The 22392-nt window shown below is 72.5% G+C and carries 18 protein-coding genes; 7 read left to right on the top strand and 11 right to left on the bottom strand.

Annotated features, from left to right (window positions below; translation table 11 throughout):
• Positions 1–82: 82 nt before the first annotated feature.
• From K377_RS05735 to K377_RS05715, 5 genes are read right to left on the bottom strand one after another with little or no spacing between them, the layout of a single operon-like run.
• A complete protein-coding gene (locus tag K377_RS05735; protein ID WP_375605906.1) occupies positions 83–1120 on the bottom strand; it encodes an N-acetylmuramoyl-L-alanine amidase in 1038 nt (345 codons plus the stop codon).
• Positions 1121–1141: 21 nt separating this feature from the next.
• Positions 1142–1801, bottom strand: coding sequence for a class I SAM-dependent methyltransferase (locus tag K377_RS05730; RefSeq protein ID WP_111662022.1), 660 nt, complete (start codon positions 1799–1801; stop codon positions 1142–1144).
• Between the two features lie 34 nt (positions 1802–1835).
• Entirely contained in the window at positions 1836–3146 is a 1311-nt protein-coding gene (locus K377_RS05725; RefSeq protein WP_111662021.1) for a M20/M25/M40 family metallo-hydrolase, read from the bottom strand.
• On the bottom strand, positions 3143–4507 hold the full coding sequence (locus K377_RS05720; RefSeq protein WP_111662020.1) for a cytosine permease: 1365 nt from the start codon (positions 4505–4507) through the stop codon (positions 3143–3145). The genes K377_RS05725 and K377_RS05720 overlap by 4 nt, the downstream gene beginning before the upstream one ends.
• Positions 4508–4511: 4 nt before the next feature.
• On the bottom strand, positions 4512–5465 hold the full coding sequence (locus K377_RS05715) for a DUF1177 domain-containing protein (RefSeq protein WP_111662019.1): 954 nt from the start codon (positions 5463–5465) through the stop codon (positions 4512–4514).
• 130 nt (positions 5466–5595) lie between these two features.
• Here K377_RS05715 and K377_RS05710 point away from each other — a divergent pair, with 130 nt between their 5' ends.
• Positions 5596–6411 carry an IclR family transcriptional regulator gene (locus K377_RS05710; RefSeq protein WP_111662018.1) on the top strand — a complete coding sequence of 272 codons (816 nt, stop codon included), beginning with the start codon at positions 5596–5598 and terminating at the stop codon, positions 6409–6411.
• A gap of 37 nt (positions 6412–6448) precedes the next feature.
• The gene (gene pepE, locus K377_RS05705; protein WP_111662017.1) at positions 6449–7168 is read left to right on the top strand and encodes a dipeptidase PepE; all 720 of its coding nucleotides are present in this window, start codon (positions 6449–6451) and stop codon (positions 7166–7168) included.
• A gap of 4 nt (positions 7169–7172) precedes the next feature.
• On the opposite strand, the gene K377_RS05700 is transcribed toward pepE, so the two are convergent.
• The 5 genes from K377_RS05700 to K377_RS05680 form a co-directional block, all read right to left on the bottom strand.
• Complete coding sequence (locus K377_RS05700; protein ID WP_111662208.1) at positions 7173–7670, bottom strand: GtrA family protein; 498 nt, start codon at positions 7668–7670, stop codon at positions 7173–7175.
• Positions 7671–7794: 124 nt separating this feature from the next.
• On the bottom strand, positions 7795–8880 hold the full coding sequence (locus tag K377_RS05695; protein WP_111662016.1) for a B12-binding domain-containing protein: 1086 nt from the start codon (positions 8878–8880) through the stop codon (positions 7795–7797).
• Positions 8881–8908: 28 nt separating this feature from the next.
• Complete coding sequence (locus K377_RS05690; RefSeq protein WP_111662015.1) at positions 8909–10555, bottom strand: PP2C family protein-serine/threonine phosphatase; 1647 nt, start codon at positions 10553–10555, stop codon at positions 8909–8911.
• 155 nt (positions 10556–10710) lie between these two features.
• Complete coding sequence (locus K377_RS05685) at positions 10711–11631, bottom strand: oxygenase MpaB family protein (RefSeq protein WP_202455013.1); 921 nt, start codon at positions 11629–11631, stop codon at positions 10711–10713.
• A 99-nt stretch (positions 11632–11730) separates the two neighbouring features.
• Positions 11731–13461 (bottom strand): MFS transporter, encoded by a 1731-nt coding sequence (locus K377_RS05680; RefSeq protein WP_111662014.1) that lies wholly within the window; start codon positions 13459–13461, stop codon positions 11731–11733.
• A 233-nt stretch (positions 13462–13694) separates the two neighbouring features.
• Here K377_RS05680 and K377_RS05675 point away from each other — a divergent pair, with 233 nt between their 5' ends.
• The 5 genes from K377_RS05675 to K377_RS05655 all read left to right on the top strand — a co-directional run bounded on the left by K377_RS05675 (position 13695) and on the right by K377_RS05655 (position 20892).
• Complete coding sequence (locus tag K377_RS05675; protein ID WP_111662013.1) at positions 13695–15890, top strand: acyl-CoA dehydrogenase; 2196 nt, start codon at positions 13695–13697, stop codon at positions 15888–15890.
• A gap of 416 nt (positions 15891–16306) precedes the next feature.
• Positions 16307–17212, top strand: coding sequence for a LysR substrate-binding domain-containing protein (locus tag K377_RS05670; RefSeq protein ID WP_111662012.1), 906 nt, complete (start codon positions 16307–16309; stop codon positions 17210–17212).
• Positions 17213–17275: 63 nt separating this feature from the next.
• A complete protein-coding gene (locus K377_RS05665; protein WP_111662206.1) occupies positions 17276–18451 on the top strand; it encodes a CaiB/BaiF CoA-transferase family protein in 1176 nt (391 codons plus the stop codon).
• On the top strand, positions 18451–19632 hold the full coding sequence (locus K377_RS05660) for an acyl-CoA dehydrogenase family protein (protein ID WP_111662011.1): 1182 nt from the start codon (positions 18451–18453) through the stop codon (positions 19630–19632). Before K377_RS05665 ends, K377_RS05660 begins: the two co-directional genes overlap by 1 nt.
• Before the next feature lie 69 nt (positions 19633–19701).
• The gene (locus tag K377_RS05655) at positions 19702–20892 is read left to right on the top strand and encodes a lipid-transfer protein (RefSeq protein WP_111662010.1); all 1191 of its coding nucleotides are present in this window, start codon (positions 19702–19704) and stop codon (positions 20890–20892) included.
• Between the two features lie 11 nt (positions 20893–20903).
• On the opposite strand, the gene K377_RS05650 is transcribed toward K377_RS05655, so the two are convergent.
• Positions 20904–22244, bottom strand: a complete 1341-nt coding sequence (locus K377_RS05650; RefSeq protein WP_111662205.1) for a lipase family protein — start codon at positions 22242–22244, stop codon at positions 20904–20906.
• Positions 22245–22392 lie beyond the last annotated feature (148 nt).

The raw sequence follows: 22392 nt of genomic DNA, 5'->3' as shown, positions 1-22392 counted from the left end.
AGCGCGGGGGTGACCCCACACGGTACGGACGACACTATCGTCCGGGTCGTGCGGGTGTCTGCCGAGATCCACAGGGTGACAGCTACCCGCGCAGGAAACTCACGATTCCCTCAGAGATGCCCTGCGCCGCCTTCTGCCGCCACGCTCCCGACGTGAGCCGCCCGGCGTCCTGCGCGTCCCGCATGTTGCCGCACTCGATGAAGACCTTCGGAACCGTCGACAGGTTGAGTCCGCCCAGGTCGGAGCGGGTGTCGAGGGCGGTTCCCTTGCCGATGTAGTTCGACGGAGGCTCGCCGGTGACCTTGAGGAAGTTGCCCGCGATGCGCTCGCCGAGATCGCGCGAGGGACCCACGATGGGGCGGGTGTCCGCGGCTCCGGCCTGCACGGATGCGGGAAGGATCACATGGAAGCCGCGGTTCCCCGCGGCGGAGCCGTCGGCGTGGACGGAGACGACGGCGTCGGCGTGCGCCTTGTTCCCGATCGCGGCCCGCTCGGTGACGCACGGACCCCAGGCCCGGTCGCCGTTCTGCGTCAACTGCACGGTGGCGCCCTGCTGTTCGAGGATCGAGCGCAGGCGGCGGGCGACGTCCAGGGTGAACTGGGCCTCCGTGTAACCCCCATTGGTGGAGGTGCCGGTGGTGTCGCACTCCTTGCTGCCGTTGCCGACGTTCACACTCCGGTTGATATCGGCCGTGTGCCGAAAGTTCCCCGGATTGTGACCCGGGTCGATGACGACGACCTTCCCGCGCAGCGGACCCGAACCGCCGGCCGCCGGTGCGGTCGTCTTCTTCGGCGGAGTCTTGGAAGGGGCGGGCGCCGACTTCGAAGGGGACGCGGAGGCGGACGAGGGCGACTCGGCCTTCGGGGAAGGAGAGGACGGTTCCGAGATCGCGGTCGACGCCGACCCGCCCGCCGCGGGCAGCACCTTCGGCGGCTCGGTCTCGCCCGGCCCGCCCACGACCTGCCACAGCACCCAGGCCGCGAGCGCGGTCGGCACCAGCGCGGCGAACGTCACCAGGAGGGGGCGCCCGCCGAACCGGCGGCCGCCACTGCCCCGCCGCGGATCGTCGTCGCGGTAGAAGTCTTCGAAGTCGTCCCCGTCCGGGCCCACGTATGACACGCCTCGACGATAACCGTGCTGTCAGATCCCCGCGCCCGTTCGTCGCAGGACGCGCAGGGAGTCGTGTACCGAGACCTCGGTGAACGCCCCGGACGCGAGTGCCCGCAGGTACACGCGGTACGGGGCCTGGCCCGTCCACTCGTCGTGCTTGACGGGGAAGACGTCGTGGATGAGGAGCAGCCCGCCGTCCGCGACGTGCGGCGCCCAGCCCTCGTAGTCGGCCGTCGCGTGCTCGTCGGTGTGCCCGCCGTCGATGAAGACGAGGCCCAGCTTGCCGCCCCACACCTTCGCGACCTGCGGGGACTTTCCGACCAGCGCCACCACGTGGTCCTCCAGACCCGCCGCGTGCAGCGTCCGCCGGAAGGTGGGCAGCGTGTCCATCCGGCCGACGACCGGGTCCACGGTCTCCGGGTCGTGGAAGTCCCAGCCCGGCTGCTGTTCCTCGCTGCCGCGGTGGTGGTCGACCGTGAGGGCCGTCGCCCCGGCCGCGCGGGCCGCGTCGGCGAGCAGGATCGTGGAGCGCCCGCAGTACGTGCCGACCTCCAGGAGCGGCAGCCCGAGCGCCGCCGCGTCGACGGCGGCGGCGTACAGCGCGAGCCCCTCGCCGAGCGGCATGAAGCCCTTGGCCTTCTCGAAGGCGGCGAGGACGTCCGGGCCCGGGGTGCTCCCTGAAGTGGTCATGCCCACATGCTGCCGTACGCCGCCGGGCGGCAGGTCAGCAGCCCTGCCACAGCCGGGTCATCACCCGGACCCCGAACCGCAGGCCCTCCAGCGGCACCCGCTCGTCGACGCCGTGGAAGAGGCGCCCGTAGTCCAGGTCGGCGGGCAGCTTCAGGCCCTTGAAGCCGAAGCAGCGGATGCCCAGCTTGGTGAAGGCCTTCGCGTCGGTGCCGCCGGGGTTGCAGTACGGCACCGGGTGGCCGTCCGGGTCCTCGGCGCGCACGGCCGCGCACATGGCGTCGACGAGCGGACCGTCGAACGTCGTCTCCATGGCGATGTCGTGGTTGACCCACTCGCGGGTGACCGACGGCAGCAGCAACTCGTCGATGGCGTCGATGAGTTCCTGCTCGTGTCCGGGCAGGAACCGGCCGTCGACGCGGGCCGTCGCCCGGCCCGGAATGACGTTGGTCTGGTATCCGGCGGTGAACATGGTGGGGTTCGCGGAGTTGCGGAGCACCACCTGCATGAAGTCCGCGACATGGCCCAGCCTGGCCAGCTCGGCGTCCAGGTCCTCGGCCTCGAAGTCGATCGCGATGTCCTGGAGGTCTGCGGCCTCCTGGAGCAGGGCGCGCACCGGCTCGATCAGGCGGACCGGGAACGTGTGGCGGCCGATGCGGGTGAGGGACTCGGCGAGGTCGGTCACCGCGTTCTCGTCGTTGGGGGAGGAGCCGTGCCCGGCCCGCCCGGTCGCGGTCAGCTCCATCCACGCCATGCCGCGCTGGGCGTTCTCGATCGGGTAGAGGCGCCGGGTGTCGTCGAGCGCGTAACTGAATCCGCCGCCCTCGCCGATCGCCTCCGTCACGCCCTCGAACAGGTCGGGGCGGTGCTCGACGAGCCAGTGCGCGCCGAACTTGCCGCCCGCTTCCTCGTCGGCGAGGAACGCGAGCACCAGATCGCGGGCCGGCCTGACGCCCGTACGCGCGAAGTGGCGGGCGGTGGCCAGCATGACGGCCACCGTGTCCTTCATGTCGATGGCGCCGCGGCCCCACAGATAGCCGTCGCGGATCTCGCCGGAGAACGGCGGCACCTGCCACTCGGCCGCGTCGGCCGGTACGACGTCCAGGTGGCCGTGGACCAGCAGGGCGCCCCGCGAACGGTCGGCGCCCTCGATGCGGGCGATGACGCTGGCCCGGCCCGGCGCGCTCTCCACGAACTCGGAGGCGATGCCGACCTCGGCGAGGGTGGCCGCGACCCAGCGGGCGCAGGCCCGCTCGTCACTCGTCGGGTTGGAGGTGTCGAAGCGGATCAGCTCGGCGCAGAGCTCGACGACTTCGCGTTCGGCGTCCGGGGAGGCGAGGGTGGTCATGCCGCTCCTACGGGGGTGTGCTCGGCGGCGACGGGACGGGCCTCGTCCTCGTCGTCGGCCAGGGTGGTGGTGCCGTACGTCCTGACCCAGCCGAGCAGCCCGAGCACGGTGTAGAGGACGAACGCGGTGGCCAGGGAGTTCAGGGCCGGGATGCCGCCGTCGTAGAACTTGCCGACGCAGAAGGCGGCGGCCCAGATCACGAGGGACATCGGGACCCAGGTCGGGGAGGTCGTGGGCAGGGTGCCCGCGTCGCGGGTCGCGTCGAGCGGGCCGCGCATCCGGCGCACCACCCAGTACTCGGCGACGACGATGCCGCCGATGGGCGGGACGGCCACGCCGAGCACGGTCAGGAAGTCGGTGAAGTGGGTCATGATGCCGACCGCCGAGAGCAGCGTGCCCGCGATGCCGAGCCCGATGGTGACGGCGCCGCGGTGCAGGCGCTTCTTGAAGACGACCTGGAAGAAGTTGACGACGCCGAGCGAGGAGCCGTACAGGTTCCAGTCGTTGATCTTCGCGGTCGACATCAGGACGACGAGGACACCGAAGACGCCGGACGTGGAGAGCACGATCTGCGAGACCTCGTTGCTCTTGACCAGGTGGCCGAGCAGCACGCCGGTCAGGCCGACGATGTACTCGGAGAGGATCATCGAGGACGCCGTCTGGAGGAAGACGTGGCTGCCCTTCTTGTTGTAGCGGGTCATCTCCGGGGCGACGATCGCGCCGGTCATGTAGCCGCCCGCGATGGCGGTGGCGGCGACCGAGAGCGGGATCGCCTGGCCCGGCGGCGGCGAGCTGATGAGATCGCCGAGCGAGTGCTCGCTGAGCGCGTCGATCACGGACCAGGCGACCATCGCGAAGAAGAGAGGCGTCACGATCTTCGCGAAGACCGCCATGTAGCGGAAGCCGAAGATGACGAGGACCGTGATGGCGAGGCCCGCGACGACGCACCACAGCCACGACGGGCCGCCGACCAGTGACGAGACGCTGTTGCCGAAGATCGTGTTCTGCACCCCGAACCAGCCCACCAGGCTGACCGCGATGACGAAGCTGACCAGCGCCGAGCCGTTGCGCCCGAAGCCGACCCAGCGGGTCAGCAGCGGTGTCGACAGCCCCTCGCGCATCCCCGCGAAGCCGATCAGGAAGATGACGACTTCGAGGATGACCGCGCCGAGCGTGAACGCGAGGAAGGCGTCGCCGAAGGTCATGCCGACGCCGATGGTGGCGCCCAGCGTGAACTGCGAGATCGAGCCGGACTGGGCGAGCCACTGGAGCAGCATCGTCCAGAAGCCGAGCCGCTTGTCCCGGGGGACTCTGGACAGCGCGTAGTCGTCGCTGCCCACGTTCTTCTTCGTGGTGGCCATGGCGTCACGACTCCGAGGGTGCGTTGCCGAGGGTCTGGAGGTGGGTGAGCGGGCCGTAGCGGCTCACGAGGGCGCCGAACTCCTCGGCGTCGTGGAAGTTCAGGCGCCCGCCGCCGAAGGCCTTCGCGGTCTCGACGGCGAACCGGGCCGCGGCCGCGATGTCCGTCTCGTGGCTGGCGCCGGTCTGGCAGCCGGGGACCGCCGCGGCCGAGGTGACCGCGAGGCCGACGACCGGGGCGGCGGTCGCCGTGGCCGGCTGGAGGATCGAATTGATGTGGTGTGCACCGTTACCGTACGGCGTGATGTCCTGCGTGGTCACGGGATAAGTGACCAACGGCTCACCGGTGACGACGGCAAGCAGCTCGCCCAGCTCCTCGCTCACCCGCAGCACCCACCCCTCCTTGACGGTGGGGGACAGGGCGAGGCCCTTGTGGTTGATGACGCGGTTGCCCTTGGTGGTATCGATGGAGAGCACGGCCTCCATGTCGGCGGTCACCTCGTGCCGGTTCATCGTCGCGATGTCGACCGGCGAGTCCATGAACGGCACCGGGTCGTGCGGCGCGGTCGGCGCGTCCGGGCAGACGTGCGTGGCGACGACGACGTCGCCGTCGAGCACGTCGCCGCGACGGCGCATGTCGAGCAGCTTGGCGGCGGTGGCGAGCGCGGCGGCGGCGCCGTCCGCGTCCGAGACCAGGCCGGTCATCTCGGGCCGGGCGCCGACCCCGCCGAGGCGGCCGACGACACCGAGCGTGCGGGCGCTGCCGCCGCGGCTGCGGCCCTTGGCGCCCGGGATGCGGACGAGCACGAAGTCGGTCGAGCCGCGCTCGCCCTCCACCGTGGTGACCTCGGCGCCGGAGCCCTCCGGGCCCGCGACCGAGTCGAGGTAGGCGACGGCGCGCTTGCCGTCGGCGTCGGGGTCGTCCAGCAGATCGACGACATCCAGGACGTACTTCAGCATGCGGGGTCCCTCTCACTGCGCTGCGCCCGGTCGCGGTTTCCACCGGTGCTGACAGCAGATTCGGGATCGGATAGCGTTGTCGGCAACTGTTTCCCGTTATTTGCAATAAGGGTCTGGATGGTGAGATGCGGTGACCGAGATCCCGCTGGACCGGAAGACCCCGGCCGGCGCTCTCCAGACCGTCGACCGGGCGCTCCTCGTGCTCCTCGCGTTCGAGCGGACCCGGCCGGACTGGGGCGTCACCGAGGTCGCCACGGAGTTCGGCTGGGACACCTCGGTCGCGCAGCGCCTGCTCTCCACGCTGGCCGGGCGCGGCTTCCTCGTCTCGGACCCGGCGACCCGGCGCTACCGCATCGGCCCGGCCGTGCTCCGGCTCGGCCGCCTGTGGGAGCGCTCGGGCTCACTGGAACTGCTCGCCGGACCGGTCCTGGAGGAGCTGCGCGCGGCGACCGGTGACACGGTCCTGTTCTGCCTGCCCGACAACTTCCACATGCGCTGCGTCGCGGCCGTGGAGGGCGAGTCGGGGCCGCTGCGCTACTACCCGCTGGTCGGCGAGCTGTACCCGGCGCACGCGGGCGCCACCAGCAAGTCGTACTACGCGTTCCTGCCCGACGAGCAGCGCCACCGGCTCTTCCGGGGCCGCCCCATGGCCCGCTTCACCGAGCGCACGGTGACCGAACCGGACGAGCTGGAGCGGGAGTTCCGCACCGTCCGCGCCCAGGGGTACGCCTGGACGGTCGGCGAGTACGACGCCGGGATCGGCACGATCGCCGTGCCCGTGTTCCTCGGGCGCGAGCCCTACGGGAGCCTCAGCCTCGGCGCCGCCAAGGAGCGCTTCCCCGACGGGCCCGACGACCGGCTCGACGCGCTGCGCAAGGCGGCCCGCCTCCTGGAGCAGCGCCTCACCCACCCGCCCCAGAACCGGCGCCGCACCCGCGCCGACTGATCACCCCCGCACCACCGCCGATAGGAGCGACCCGCTCGTGAACCTGCTGCTGCTCTCCAACTCCACCCAGTACGGCCAGGGTTACCTCGCCCACGCCCTGGACACCGTCACCGGCTTCCTGCCCGCGCGGGCCCGGCTCGCGTTCGTGCCGTACGCGCTCGCCGACCACGACGCCTACACGGCGAAGGTGCGCGGCGCGCTGGAGGGTGCGGGCATCGATGTGCACGGCGTGCACGAGGGCGGCGACCCGCTGGCTCAACTCCAGTCGGCCGACGCGGTGTTCGTCGGGGGCGGCAACTCCTTCCGGCTGCTGAGCGCGCTGTACCGGACGGGCCTGCGGGACGCCCTGATCAAGGCCGTCGGCGACGGGCTGCCGTACATGGGTGCCAGCGCCGGCACCAACATGGCCGCGCCCACCCTCCGGACGACCAACGACATGCCGATCGTGCAGCCGCCGTCCTTCGAGACGCTGGGCCTGGTCCCCTTCCAGATCAACCCGCACTACCTCGACCCCGACCCGTCCTCCACGCACAAGGGCGAGACCCGCGAGGAGCGGCTGACCGAGTTCCTGGAGGAGAACGACGTGCCCGTGCTCGGGCTGCGCGAGGGCTCCTGGCTGCGGGTCGACGGGGACCGGGCGACGGTGCTCGGCGAGCGCGCCGCCCGGCTGTTCCGCCGCGGCGCCGAGCCGCGTGAGCTGCCCACCGGCTCCGACGTCTCCGAACTCCTGCGCGGCGAGCCGCACTTCGACGCCTGAGGCGTCAGGCGGCGGGGCAGAGTCCGGCGGCGCGGACCGGCTGTGCGGGCAGCGGGCGGACGGCGGCCGGTGCCTTCGCCCGGTCGCGGGCGAAGGTCACGAGACGCAGCACCGCGAACCGGGCGACCCCGGTGAGCGCGGAGGCGGACAGATAGACGACCTGCTCCAGGACCGCGCTCGGCGAGTCCACCAGGTGCCGCAGGCCGATCACCGCCAGGCAGGTCACCGCGTACGCGCCCGCCGCCGACCCGGCCGACTGCACGTGCTGGCTCCAGCTCGCCCGGCCGCCCGCACCGAAGGTGAACCGGGCGTGCAGCTCGGTGGCGAGCAGCGTGGAGACCACCGTGACCAGCGCGTTGGCCAGCGCCCAGGGGAGCCGGTCGGCGACGACCGCGACCGCGAAGCTGGAGGCGACCCCCACGCCGCCCCCGCACACCGTGAAGCGGGCGAACGCCACGATGGCCCCGGGTGCCGTGCGCTCGCTTCCCCGTACCTTCTCCATGATCCCCACCCCCGTCGATGACCCGGCGCGCCACTGTGCGCCGCCAATGGTGCCACTATGGCACATCAGTGGCACCATGGCGAGTCATTTATGGCACGGCGTTGGCGTCGGGGATCGCTTCCGGCTACGGATCGAGTACGAGACGTGCGTCGTGAAGGATGCCGAACACCCGCGGGAAGTCCTTGAGTTGGCCCGAGAGCGAGTCCAGCGCCGGGAGCAGGCAGCGCGCCGGGACACCGCGTGCGTTCAGGATGTCCGCGGACCACGCGAGGAACCGGGCGAACAGGTCCGCGCAGTCGACGTAGAGGGCGGTGGCGAGGTACGTGACGATGTGGTCGATGTCCTCGGCGGTGCGCTCGTTCTGGTACCGGTTGTACCAGCGCATCTCGGGGAAGCTCTCCTGGACGTCGGCCAGGGCCTGCTTGACCAGCTGCCGCTTGGCCTGGCGGACCATGGTGTACTCCTCGTCGCCCAGGTGCGGCAGGTCCGCCTCGGGCGGCCGGATCGCGGGCGACACGGGCTGCCGCGGGCTCCCGGCGAGCAGGTCGGCCGCGCCGGGCGCGTCCCCGGCCCACTCCGCCCGCATCAGCCGGGCGTAGCGCCCCTGCGGACCGAACGCGGGGCCCCCGGCGATCACCGGGAAGCCCGCGCCCTGGCACGAGCTGATCGCGTTGTGGGCGGCGGGCAGCAGCACCTCGACGGACGACGAGAGCAGCACCGCCTGGGCACGGGTGTACCGGGCGTGGGCCACCAGGTGCTCGGTCGGGACGTGCGCCCCGAGATAGTCGACGCGCCAGCCCCGCAGCCGCAGCACCTCGCTGACCAGCCGCGCGGGCAGCGCGTGCCATTCGCCGTCGACACACGCCACGACGACCCGGCCCGCCGAACTGCCGGGCCGCGCCGGGGCGGTGGCGTCGACGACGGCCGCGACGCACCGCTCACTGATCGCCGTACCGGCGTGCTCCTGCGCCACCGTGATGTCGTTCGCCGCCCAGGCCGCGCCCAGCCGTTCCTGGACCGGCGCGATCAGGTCGAGCAGGACCCGTTCGCCCGCGGCCCGCATCCGCTCCGCCGTCGGTGTGTCCGCGCCGAGCGCGCCGCGCACCACGGCGACGGCACGCGTCTCGTCGCCCGCGTGGAGCGCCTGCCACAGGCGCTCGCGCGGCTCGGCGAGCGAGGAGGGGACATCGTTCTTCGCGCCACCGGTCACGTGGCTCACCCTTTCCGGGCCTGGTCGTTCACATTTCCTTGGTCTGGCGCGTCCCGGGCGCGGCCGGGCGTCCCGGTGCGCCGATCGCCATGACGGCCATGTCGTCGTGCGGGCCGTCGCCCAGCCACTGGGCGGCGATCATCTGCACGTGCTCGGTGACGGCCTCGGGCGGCATGCCCGCGCAGGGGGCCAGTACCGCGCGCAGCCGGTCCTCGCCGAACAGCACGTCGCCGAGCGGTCCGCCGCGCGCCTCGGTGATGCCGTCGGAGTACAACAGGCAGGTGTCGCCCGGCTCCAGGACGATGTCGGCGGTCACGAACTCCAGGTCGTCGATCGCGCCGAGCAGCGTCCCGCTGACCGGAGCCTGCTCGACCCGGCCGGTCGCACGCACCACGAGCGGGGCGGGATGGCCCGCGCTGGAGACGCGCAGCCGCACCCGCGCACCCTCGCGCACGGCGCTGACCAGGACGAGCGTCACGAAGGGCGTCTTCCGCGCGGCCAGCAGCGCCCTGTTGAGCAGGGCCAGCAGCCGGGTGTGGTCGGCGGCGAGCGGCACCAGTGCCCCCAGCGCGTGCCGCACCAGGCCGGCCACGACCGCGGCCTCGATCCCCTTGCCGCACACGTCGCCGAGGACCGCGACGGTCTCGGCCCCCGGCGCGGCCGCGGGATACAGGTCGTAGAAGTCGCCGCCGACGCGCTCGCCCGCGGTCGAGCTGCGGTAGCGGCCGGCGAAGCCGATGCCGTGCACCCGGCCGAGGGCGGGCGGCAGCAGATCGCGCAGCATCGCGTCCGTGAAGCGGGCCTGGCGCGCGTGACTGCGGGCGAGGGAGAGGGCGGCGCCCGCGCGGGCCGCGAAGAGCCGCGCGAAGCGCTCCTCGGCGGGGCTGAACGGCGACCCCTCGGGATGGCGCAGCAGGATCAGGCAGCCCGCCGGGGCGCCGTGCCCGGGCAGCGGCACCACGAGCACCGCGCCGATCGCGGCGGCCTCGCCCACGAACCCCTCGGGCACCGCCCACGACGGCACCGCACCCGGATCGATCCAGGCGGAGGACACCGTGGGCAGCCCGCGCAACGCCTCTGCCAGGCCCGGCAGTTGGCCGGTCTCCAGGGCGATCCGCTCCTCCGTCACCGGCCCGCCCGCGGTGCACCGCGTGACGGGGAAGTCGCGCCCGTCGCTCATGCCGACCAGGACCGCGGCGTCGGCCAGCTGCCGGGCCGCCCGCCGCACGGTCACCTCACGGCAGTGCGCCACGTCGAGCGAGGCGAGCAGGTCCGACGACAGCTCCTGGAGCACCGCCGCTCTCGCTCGCTCCCGCGCCAGCTCCTGGGCGGCGGCGGCCGGGGCGCTGTCGCTCACCAGCCACCAGGTCACCGTCCCGGCGGCGCCCGGCCCGGCGAGCGCCTTCACGCGCAGCTCGCCGATCCGGCCGCCCGCCCAGGCCGAGGGCTCGCCCCGGCCGCCGCCCGCGTGCCGCAGATGGGCCTCGGCCAGCCAGGCGGGAGCCACTTCGGGCAGAGCCGCCCCGACCCGTATCCGGGCGAGCAGGTCGGCGGCCTGCTGGTTGTAGGACACCACGGTGCCCGCCGCGTCCACTGTCACCGCCGGATACGGGTCACAGCGCTGCGCGGCGGTCCCCGCGTCGTACGAGCTCTTCTGCTTCGGCAAGGCGACCATCTGTCTGGAACCCCCTGGTCCGGGTTCCCACCACCCGTCCACTCGAAGGAAGGTGACGCCACATTACCGACGGCATATGACTACTGGCCGGACTTTTCAATACTTCTGACAGGCTTCGTCGACTGCTGAATAATCCGTCGGGGCATGCCCGCGGCTCAGTGGGTACCGGCGTCACCGGACCCGGGGAACGTGCCGAGGTCGGCCACCCGGAAGCCGTGCGGATAGCCACGGACGTTGGGGCTCTGGCGGGCGAAGCGCGGCTCACGGCGCGGCGGCAGGAGCCGGACGAGGCGGCCGCGCAGCCGCATCCCGCCGCGCACCGCGCGCTCCAGGACGGCGGGCGGCGCGGAATAGTCGAAGGCCGCCCGCATCGGCGGGTCCATCAGGCACACCGTCGCCCTGCGCATGACGGCGCCGAGCGGGCCCGGATACCAGGACGCCATCAGATCGAGCGTGGCCTCCGAGACCGCGTGACCCCCCTTGTCATAGGCGAAGTTGCGCCGTTCGTAGTCGTCCATGAACTCCTCGAACTCCGCGTACGTCTCCGGGATGTCCTTGATGTTCATGCGCCGGCCCAGCGCCCGGTAGTAGTTGGTGGAGGCCCGGATCTCGTGGTCCGACAGCGGGCGCCAGCCGAACTCGTCCAGCCAGCGCTTGGGCACCACGACGAACGTGGCGAGCACGTAGCGGAAGTCGTCGTCCGGGATGTCGTAGCTGCCGTGCATCCGGTTCATGCGGCGGATCGCGGTGCGGCCCTGCTCCGCGTCCATGCCGTGCTCGCCCACCGCGTCGAGGATGAGCACCGTGTCGTCGTAGCGCTTCTGCGTGCGCTCGGTGAACTCGCCGGTTCTGGCGAGGAGTCGGCCGATGCTCGGCACCGCGTACGTGCGGTAGAGGGCGAAGCCGAGCGCCTGCATGAAGTCCCACGGGAACTCGTGGGTGGTGCTGATCGCGTAGATCTTCTCGTAGTCGCGGTCGGGATCGAGGCCGCGGATCTGCCGGAGGAAGTCGTAACGCTGCACGGTGGAGTCCCCCTTCGTCGTGCGGCGGTGCGGTCGCCGCGTCTCCTCCGGCATGATCGCGCGTCACCGGCGGTTCGCACAGACGGAGAACGCGCCGGGCGACTGCCCGGCGCGTTCTCAGGAGTGATACAACTCGGCCGCCCGCAGGGCCCGTTACGGCTGCGCGACCGCCACCGCCTCCAGGGCGAGGTCCACGTGCACCGCACGGTCCTCGCCGTGGTGGGTCGCCGCCGACGCCCGGGGCGCGTGCCCGGCGGCGGTCGCCGCCAGGACGTAGGAGCCGCCCGCGGGGACGGCCAGGGAGTAGCGGCCGTCGTGGTCGGTGAGGGCCGCGCCCGCCTGCCGGCCGCGCCGGTCGATCAGGGTGACCTTGGCGTGGGTGACGGGCATCCCCGCCGGGTCCACGACCTGGCCGCGGAAGTGGGCGAGCGCCTCCTCGGCGCGCGCCAGGCCGGCCTCCTCCTCGCTGCTGGCCCGCAGCTGGACGACGGCCACCTTGCGCTTCGGCAGGAACAGGGCGAGGACCACGCCCACCGCGACCGCGGCCGTGGCGATCAGGAACGAGACGCGGAAGCCGTGCAGCGTCGGGATCGCGACCCCGCCGACGTGGTTCGCCGTGTTGGCCAGCACCATGCCGATCACCGCCGACGACACCGACGTGCCGATCGAGCGCATCAGGGTGTTCAGGCCGGTGGCCGCGCCCGTCTCGGAGGCGTCGACGGCTCCGATGATCAGGGCCGGGAGGGAGGAGTACGCGAGGCCGATGCCCGCGCCGACCACCACGGCGATCACGATCGTCTGCCAGGCGGCGCTCATCAGGCCGATGCCGGCGCCGTAGCCGATCGCGATGATCAGCATGCCGAGGATCAGCGTGACCTTCGGGCCGAACCGCGCCGACAGGCGGGCGTAGACCGGAGCCGTGAACATCATCGTCAGGCCGAGCGGCGCCACGCACAGGCCCGCGACGACCATCGACTGGCCGAGGCCGTAGCCGGTGGCGGACGGGAGCTGGAGCAGCTGGGGGAGGACGAGCGAGATCGCGTAGAACGCGACACCCACCATGATCGAGGCCAGGTTCGTGAGCAGTACCTCACGGCGGGCCGTGGTGCGCAGGTCGACCAGCGGGGCCTTCAGCCGCAGCTCCATCACGCCCCACAGGACGAGGACGACGAGCGCGGCGCCGAACAGGCCGAGCGTCGTGCCGCTGCTCCAGCCCCAGTCGCTGCCCTTGGTGATGGGCAGGAGGAAGAGGACCAGGCCGGCGGAGAGGCCGAGCGCGCCCGCGTAGTCGAAGGTGCCCCGGGCGCGCAGCGGGCTCTCCGGGACGAGGGCGAGGGTGAGGACCATCGAGACGACGCCGAGGCCCGCCGCGCCGAAGAACAGCGCGTGCCAGTCGGCGTGCTGGGCGACGAGCGCGGCGAGCGGCAGCGCGAGGCCGCCGCCGACGCCGATGGAGGACGACATCAGGGCCATCGCGGAGCCGAGCTTCTCGCGGGGCAGCATGTCGCGCATCAGGCCGATGCCGAGCGGGATGGCGCCCATGGCGAAGCCCTGGAGGGCACGGCCGGCGATCATCACGAGCAGCTGGTCGGTGAAGCCGCAGATCAGGGAGCCGATCACCATGATCGCGAGGCTGGCGAGCAGCATCCGCCGCTTGCCCGCGAGGTCGCCGAGGCGGCCCATGATGGGCGTCGAGACGGCGCCGGCGAGGAGGGTCGAGGTCATCACCCACGTGGCGTTCGAGGGCGCGGTGTCGAGCAGCTCGGGCAGGTCCTTGATCACCGGTACGAGCAGCGTCTGCATGACCGCCACGACGATGCCGGCGAAGGCGAGAACGGGGACGACGCCGCCGGTACGGCGGGGAGTGGTCGTCGGTCGGGACATTGCGGAGGGCCTCCGGAGGGCAGGTTCGGATCGCCTGTGCGGGCGGAGCGCGAGCGGGGGTGCGTGTAGGTCGAACCTGTTCGCTCGGGCGACTATTCCGATGTTTGTCGTACGAGCGTGAACCTTGACCTTTTCATTACATGGGACGGCGCCGGGGCCGGGCGGCGATCGATTCTGACTTACCGTCAGATCTGCTCTTCCCCTCTACTGGAACGTGTTCTACCGTGCGCCGCATGGGGACCGCCGACAGCGCCGTCATGGCCATCACTCAGGACCAGCGGGAGCTCGCCGCCGCCGTACGCGGCTGGATCGCCCGCGCCGCACCACCCGACGAAGTGCGCAAACTCCTCGACGCCCCGGCCGCGCCCGGCCACCGGCCGCCGTACTGGGACAGTCTCGCCGCACAGGGCCTGCTCGGCATCCGGCTGCCCGAGGCGTACGGAGGCGGGGGCGGGACCCTGCTCGATCTCGCGGTGGTCGTCGAGGAGGCGGGCCGGGCCGCGCTGCCCGGACCGTTCCTCGCCACCGTCCTCGCGGCCGAGGTCCTGGAGCGCTCCGGCGCCCCGGAGCTCGCCGCGCGCCTCGCCTCCGGGGAGCTGATCGGCGCTGTCGCCCTCGCGGCCGGCGGCCTCAGCGCCGTCGCCGGGCCCGACGGGCTCGTCCTCGACGGGACCGCGCCGCCCGTGCTCACCGGCGCCGACGCCGACCTCCTCGTGCTCGCCGCCGACAGCGCCGACGGCGTGGTCTGGCTGGCCGTCGACGCCACCACCCCCGGGCTCGCCGTGCGGGTCCACGACAGCGCCGACCCGACCCGGCCCACCGCCGAGGTCACCGCCTCCGGCGCCACCGTGCCCGCCGCCCGGATCCTCGCCCCGCCCGGCTCCCTGGTCCGCGACCTCGCCGCCGTACTGCTCGCCGCCGACGCCTGCGGCACCGCCGCCTGGGCGCTGCGCACGGCCGCCGAACACGCCCGGGTGCGCGAGCAGTTCGGGCGGCCCATCGGACAGTTCCAGGGCGTCAAGCACCTCTGCGCCGACATGCTCGTCCGGGTCGAGCAGGCGGGCGCCCTCGTCTGGGACGCCGCCCGCGCCCTCGACGAACCGGTCCCCGGCGAGGTGCGCTCCCTCACCGCCGCCCTCGCCGCCGGGACCGCGCTCGACGCCGCCCACGGCTGCGCCAAGGACTGCATCCAGATCCTCGGCGGCACCGGCTTCACCTGGGAGCACGACGCCCACCTCTACCTGCGGCGGGCCGTCGTCGCCCGGCAGCTCCTCGGCGCGGGCGACACCCACCGGCTGCGCGCCGTCCGGCTCGCCGAGACCGGGGTCCGCCGCGAGCTGCGCCTCGATCTGCCCGCCGAGGCCGACACGTACAAGGAGGACGCGCGCGCCGTGATCGAGGCCGCCCGGGGTCTCGACCCGCGCGCCGCCCGTGTCGCCCTCGCGCCCACCGGGTACGCGGCGCCGCACCTCCCCGCGCCGTACGGCCTCGGCGCCGGTCCGCTGCAACAGCTCGCGGTGCAGCAGGAGTTGGCGTCGGCGGGAGTGCGGGTGGCCGACCTCGGTATCGCCACGTGGGTCGTCCCCTCCCTGATCGCCTACGGCACCGCCGACCAGCGCGACCGCTACCTCCCCGCCACCTTGCGCGGCGAACTCCTCTGGTGCCAGTTGTTCTCCGAGCCCGGCGCCGGATCCGACCTCGCCTCGCTGCGCACGCGCGCCGAACGGCTGCCGGACGGGCGCTGGCGCGTCAACGGCCAGAAGGTGTGGACCAGCGCCGCGCAGTGGGCCGACCACGGCATCCTGCTGGCCCGCACCGACCCCGACGCCCCCAAGCACAAGGGCCTGACCTACTTCCTCGTCGACATGAAGCACACCGACGGCATCGACGTGCGGCCGCTGCGCGAGATCACCGGCGACGCGCTCTTCAACGAGGTCTACTTCGACGACGTGCTGCTGCCCGCCGACGCCGTCGTCGGAGAGGTCGACGACGGGTGGCGGGTCGCCCGGCACACCCTGGGCAACGAACGCGTCCACATGGCCGACCAGCTCACCTTCGACACCGGTCTGGAGGCGCTGCTCGCCCGTGCCGGGGATCTCGACGGGGCCTGCCGGGCCCGGATCGGGGCTCTTGCCGCCGAGGCGCACGCACTGGCCTGTATCGGGCTGCGGACGACCATGCGGCAGGTCGCCGGGGACGGGCCCGGGCCCGGCGCCTCCATCCGCAAACTCGTCCAGACCCCGCATCAGCAGCGGGTCGCCGAGCTGGCCCTGGAACTCCTCGGCCCCGCCGGTGCCCTCCGTGAGGGTCCGGGCGCCGCCGCCCTCCACGGCTTCCTCCTCTCCCGCTGCCTCACCATCGCCGGCGGCACCACCCAGGTCCAGCTCAACGTGGTGGCCGAACGAATGCTCGGGCTGCCCCGGGATTAGGGGGCGCCCGGGGCCGTTCGCGCAGTTCCCCGCGCTCTTGGGTCGTTCGTCGAGCGCGGCCCGGTGACCGCTTCTCGCGCAGTTCCCCGCGCCCCTGAAACCAGTTCCCACGCGCGCCTCTCGTCGTGGTTGCTCGCGCAGTTCCCCGCGCCCCTGAGATGCGCACTTCGTGCGCCATCTCATCAAGAGAGGCGCGGCGGAGCCGCAGCCTCAGGAGGGGCGCGCGAAGCGCTGCCTCTGAGGGGAGGCTGCGCGAAGCGCATGCCTCAGGGGCGCGGGGAACTGCGCGAGAAGCGGCCACCGGCCCGCGGACGGGGAACGGCCCAGGGGCGCGGGGAACTGCGCGATCAGCCGCGGCGTGAGGCGCGCTCGGTGACGGGCAGGGCCTCGCGGGCGCGCCCCGTATCGTCACCGGCGTGGAGCTGAAACATCTCACCGGGTTCGTCGCCGTCGCCGAGGAACTGCACTTCGGCCGCGCCGCGGAGCGCCTGCACATGGCCCAGTCCCCGCTCAGCCAGCAGATCAGGCTCCTCGAACGCGACCTCGGCGTCCAGCTCTTCGAGCGGACGACGCGGACCGTGCGGCTGACCCCGGCGGGCCACGCCCTGCTCGACCCCGCCCGAGCCCTCCTGGCCGACGCGGCAACCCTGCGCCGCACCGTCCGCTCCGCCCACCTCGGAGAGACCGGCAGGGTCACGGTCGGCTTCGGCGGCGCCAGCGCCTACTCCGCGCTGCCCGCCCTCACCCGAGCCGTCAACTCCGAACTCCCCGGCGTGGAGCTGGTCCTGGAGAGCCAGATCTTCACCGGAGAGGCCCTGGCCCGCCTGACCGACGGCACCATCGACCTCGGCGTCGCCGCCCTCCCGGTCCGCCGCGGCATCACCGCGAGAGTCGTCCGCGCCGAGCCCCTGGTCTGCGCCCTCCCGGAGGGCCACCGCCTCGCGGCCCAGGACGGCGTCACCTTCGCCGACCTGCGCGGCGAGCGCTTCGTCACCTTCCCCGTGGCCCGCGGCTCGGCCGTGCGCGAGGCGATGGTGCAGGGCTGCCACGACGCCGGGTTCGCCCCGCGCATCGCGCAGGAGGCCCCGGACTCGTACAACCTGCTCGCGCTGGTCGGCGCGGGCGTCGGCGTGGCCGTGGTCGTGGGCTCCGCGCGCTCCATCCATCTGGAGCACGTCGTGTTCCGGCCGCTGACCGGCCCGGACGTTCCGGTGCTGCCCATCGCGCTCGCCTGGCGCACCGGCAACGACAGCGCGGCCCTCGCCGCCGTCCTGGCCGTGGCCGAACGGGTCCTGCCCACACCCCCCGATTATGTGGATTAGCGGCACACTGGGATCCGTAATCGGTCTTGGACAGCACTTAATGCGCGGGGCAGAGTGATCGGCATGTCCGAGCCGCCCGCACCGCCGCAGGCCACGCCGCTCGCCGGGATCAAGGTCGTCGACCTGTCGAAGATCCTCGCGGGCCCGTACGCCACCATGTCCCTCGCCGACCTCGGCGCCGACGTGACCAAGGTCGAACACCCCGACGGCGGCGACCCGACCCGCCGCTGGGGCCCGCCGTTCCAGGGCGAGGACGCCACCTACTACCTGGCCGCCAACCGCAACAAGCGCTCCATCACCCTCGACCTGAAGTCCGACGAGGGACAGGCCGAGGTCCACCGGATGCTCGCCGGCGCCGATGTGATGGTCGAGAACTTCCGGCCCGGCTCCACCCTCGCCCGCGTCTTCGACTACCGCGCGCTCACCGAGCGGTACCCGCGCCTGGTCGTCCTGCACATCTCCGCCTTCGGCGAGACCGGCCCGCTGCGCGACGAACCCGGCTACGACATGGTCGCCCAGGCCGCCGCCGGACTGATGTCCCTGACCGGCGAGACCGACGGACCGCCGGTCAAGGCGGGCTTCGCGATGGGCGACCTCGGCGCCGCGCTCTTCGGGCTCATCGGCATCACCTCCGCCCTCGTCGAGCGCGCCCGCACCGGCCGCGGCCAGTACGTCACGACGTCCCTGTACGAGACCCAGCTCGCCCTGCACGCCAACTGGGCCACCGCCCACTTCGCCACCGGCGAGCGCCCCACCCGCCTCGGCTCCGGCCACCCGAGCCTCGTCCCGTACCAGGCGTACGAGGCGTCCGACGGCCACTTCGTGATCGCGGTCGGCAACGACGCCCTCTTCCGCACCCTGTGCGCCGCCCTCGGCCTCGACGGCCTGGCCGACGACGCACGGTTCACGACGAACGCCGCCCGCGTCGCCAACAGGGCCGATCTGAACGCCCGGTTGACGGACGTACTCGGCAGGCGCACGGTCGGTGAGTGGTGCGAGACGCTGAAGGCGGCCGGGGTGCCCGCCGCCCCGATCCGCCATCTCGACGAGGTGTACGCCTGCCCGCAGACCGCCGCCCTCGGCATGGTCCAGGAGGTCGAGCACCCCGCGGCGGGCCCGCTCCGCCAGGTCGCCTTCCCCGTCAGCTTCAACGGCGTACGGCCCGCCGTACGCACCGCACCGCCCACCCTCGGCCAGCACGACGACAACCCCCGCACCCAGCAAGGAGCCCGATCCTGATGCCGTTCCCCGCACTCGACCCCGTCGACCCGCTGAACCTCGAAGCCCTCCTCACCGACGAGGAGCGCGCGGTGCGCGACACGGTCCGCCAGTACCTCGACGACAAGGTCGAGCCGCACATCGCCGACTGGTTCGAGTCCGGCGAGCTGCCCGACCTGCCCGAACTCGCCCGGGAATTCGGCAAGATGGGCCTGCTCGGCATGCACCTGGAGGGCTACGGCTGCGCCGGGACGTCGGCCCGCGCGTACGGCATCGCCTGCCGCGAACTGGAGGCCACCGACTCCGGGCTGCGCTCCTTCGTCTCCGTGCAGGGCTCCCTCGCCATGTTCGCCATCCACCGCTTCGGCTCCGAGGAGCAGAAGCAGGAGTGGCTGCCGAAAATGGCGGCGGGCGAGGCCATCGGCTGCTTCGGCCTGACCGAGCCCGACCACGGCTCCGACCCCGCGTCCATGACGACCCGGGCCCGCAGGGACGGCGACGACTGGGTGCTCGACGGACGCAAGATGTGGATCACCAACGGCTCCGTCGCCGCCGTCGCCGTGGTGTGGGCGCAGACCGAGGACGGGGTGCGCGGCTTCGTCGTGCCCACCGACAGCCCCGGCTTCTCCGCGCCGCTCATCAAGCACAAGATGTCGCTGCGCGCCTCGGTGACGAGCGAGCTGGTCCTGGACGGCGTACGGCTGCCCGCCTCGGCGCAGCTCCCGGAGGCCCGCGGTGTCGGCGCCCCGCTCACCTGCCTGAACGAGGCCCGGTACGGGATCGTCTGGGGCGTCACCGGGGCCGCCCGCTCGGCCTGGCGGTCGGCGCGCGACTACGCCCTCCAGCGCGAGCAGTTCGGCAAGCCCATCGCGGGCTTCCAGCTCACCCAGCAGAAGCTCGTCGACATGGCGCTCGAACTCCACAAGGCGACGCTGACGGCCCTGCACCTGTCGGCGCTCAAGGACTCGGAAGCGGGCGTCCACCCCGCACAGATCAGCTTCGGCAAGCTGAACAACGTACGCGAGGCCATCGAGATCTGCCGCACCGCCCGCACCATCCTCGGTGCCAACGGCATCTCGCTCGAATACCCGGTGATCCGCCACGCCAACAACCTGGAGTCCGTCCTCACCTACGAGGGCACCACCGAGATGCACACCCTCGCGCTCGGCCAGGCACTGACCGGGCTCGCGGCCTTCCGTTAATCGCCCGGCCCTGCCACTATCTGACGATCCGTCAGGTCTGTGGGGTAGTGGCAGGAGGGCTGTGCAGCCATGAAGTCGTACATCGTCGGCGTCGGCATGACCAAGTTCGAGAAGCCCGAGAGCCGTGACTGGCAGTACTGGGACATGGTGAAGGAGGCGGGCGGCGCGGCCCTCGCGGACGCCGGGATCGGCTACGAGGACGTGCAGCAGGTCCCCGTCGGCTACTGCTTCCAGGCGTCGACGGCCGGTCAACGCGCCGCCTACGAGCTGGGGTTGACCGGTGTTCCCGTCTACAACGTCAACAACAACTGCGCGACGGGTTCGACCGCGCTGATGATGGCCCGCCAGTTCGTCGAGGGCGGCGTCAGCGACTGCGTGCTCGCGCTCGGCTTCGAGAAGATGCAGCGCGGCGCGCTCGGCGGCGGCGCCGACGGCGGCGACTTCAAGACCTCTCCGGTCGCCCGCCACTACGGCATCATGGCCGCCCGGCACGGCTTCGAGATGTCCCCGCCCACCGCCCAGATCTTCGGCGACGCGGCCCGTGAACACATGGAGAAGTACGGCACCACGGCGGCGCAGCTCGCGGCGGTCGGCGCCAAGAACCACCGCCACTCGGTCAACAATCCCTACGCGCAGTTCCAGGACGCGTACACCGTCGACGAGATCCTCGCCGCGAAGACCATCCACAGCCCGCTCACCAAACTCCAGTGCTCCCCGACGTCCGACGGCGCGGCCGCCGCCGTCGTCGTCTCCGAACGCTTCGTCGAGGAGCGGGGGTTGGGGGAAAAGGCGGTGGAGATCGTCGCGCAGGCGATGACGACGGACACCGAGGAGTCCTTCGCCTCCGGATCGTGCATCGACGTCGTCGGACAGCCCATGTCGCGCGAGGCGGCCCGGCAGGTCTACGAGGCGTCCGGGCTCGGCATCGAGGACGTCGACGTCGTCGAGCTGCACGACTGCTTCTCCGTCAACGAACTGCTGACGTACGAGGCGCTCGGCATGTGCGGGCCGGGGGAGTCCGGCAAGCTCGTCGAGTCCGGCGCCACGACGTACGGCGGCCGCTGGGTCGTGAACCCCTCGGGCGGCCTGATCTCCAAGGGGCACCCGCTCGGCGCGACGGGCATCGCCCAACTCGCCGAGCTGACCTGGCAGTTGCGGGGCGAGGCGGCCGGCCGCCAGGTCGCGGCGGCGCGGGTCGGCCTCGCCCACAACATCGGGCTCGGCGGCGCGGCGGTGGTGACGATGGTGCGCCGCGCCTGAGGCGAATCCGGTCAGTTGGCCGTCGTCGGCACCTCGGGCGCGAGGGAGTTGCCCGCGGGGACCCGGCCGCAGTCCGACGGGGGCGTCTTCCCCGCGAACCGGTCGTTCAGATAGTCCAGGGCGACCGGCGCCCACGGCACGGCGGTGCCCACGTGGCTGAGGGCGTCGTACTGCTGGTACTTGATCGCCGTGTTCCCCTTGTCGCAGTACTGTCGCACCAGCCCGCGCACGTCCCCGGCGACCATGACACCGTCGCCGCGGCCGATGCCCGGGATGTTGCTGAGGGTCCCCTCGAAGACGCCACCGCCGCCCTGCGCGATGTATCCGGGGGCCGTCGGGGTCGGCGCGGAGCCGAGGTTGAGCTTGTTCACCGCCTCGACGAACGGCGGTACCGAGTTCGGGTCGGCGTACTGCGGCTTCACCAGCTTCTTCCAGGTCAGCCCCGGGTACTGGCCCAGCGCGTTGACGATCGAGGCCTTCTCCAGCTTCTTGAAGACCGACTGGCCGTAGCTGTTGAGGTAGGGCGCGAAGTCGATGTCGTACGCGCGGGCGGCGCCGAGCACGGCCATGGGCGCCACCCCGGCCCAGACGGTGCTGCCGCCGATGTACTTGAGGTTGTGCGCGGGGGCGACGAGCAGCCCGCCCTCGGCGTAGCCCACCAGTCTCCGGTCGACGTCCGGCGCGTAGCTCGGGGCGAGCGCCGCCGCCCAGTGGGTGGCGATGGCTCCCCCTGAGTAGCCGGCGAGCCCGATCCGGGTCTCGGAGTTCAGACCGGTCTCCGGGGCCCGGCTCGCGGCCCGGATCGAGTCCAGGGTGTTCGTGCCGTACTCGGGACCGGCGGCGAAGTCGGCGTTCTGGCCCTCGCTGTCCGGGATGACGACGTTGTAGCCCGACAGCAGCAGCGGCACCAGGAGCAGCGACTCGCCGTTCGCGATCAGGCCGCCGAGGGAGACGTTCCCCGCGATGGCCCGGGAGGGCGCGTCCTCGGGATTGAGGGAGTCGTAGAAGGACTGGTACGAGACCGCCTTGCTGCCGTCCCCGTTCGGGCTGCGCACCACCGAGGTCACCCCGGCGGACGGCCGCCCCTGCGCGTCCTCGGTCCGGTACAGCAGCTGGATCGCCGTGACCGGCGTGGGGATGCCCAGGACGTGGTACTTCAGCGTCCGTGTCTTCAGCACGGTGCCCGGCGCGTACGAGGCGAGGGGCGCGCTGCCGTCGTACGTGTAGAACGAGTCGTCCGCGGCGGCCTGCCCGGCCGAGGGCGCGGCCGCCGCCGCGGCCGGCGGAAACGCGGTCACGGCCAGCGCGGCGACGACTGCGCCGGCCAGGGTCCCAAGTGCGGTGCGATGCATGGTGTCCTCGGCTTTCACCTCATGGAGCACGGGTGACAGAGCGGTGTACCTGTCGGTAACAGCGCCGAAAGTTACCAACAGGTAGACGAGTTGACCAGAGTTCTAACAAGGGCTTCCGCCGGACCACCCGTTCGGACGCCGGTCGATC

The sequence above is a fragment of the Streptomyces sp. PsTaAH-137 genome (genome assembly GCF_003259365.1).
Classification (GTDB): Bacteria; Actinomycetota; Actinomycetes; order Streptomycetales; family Streptomycetaceae; genus Streptomyces.
The sequence above is the reverse complement of the archived record's forward strand: the minus strand, read 5'-3'. Positions and strand labels throughout refer to the sequence as shown.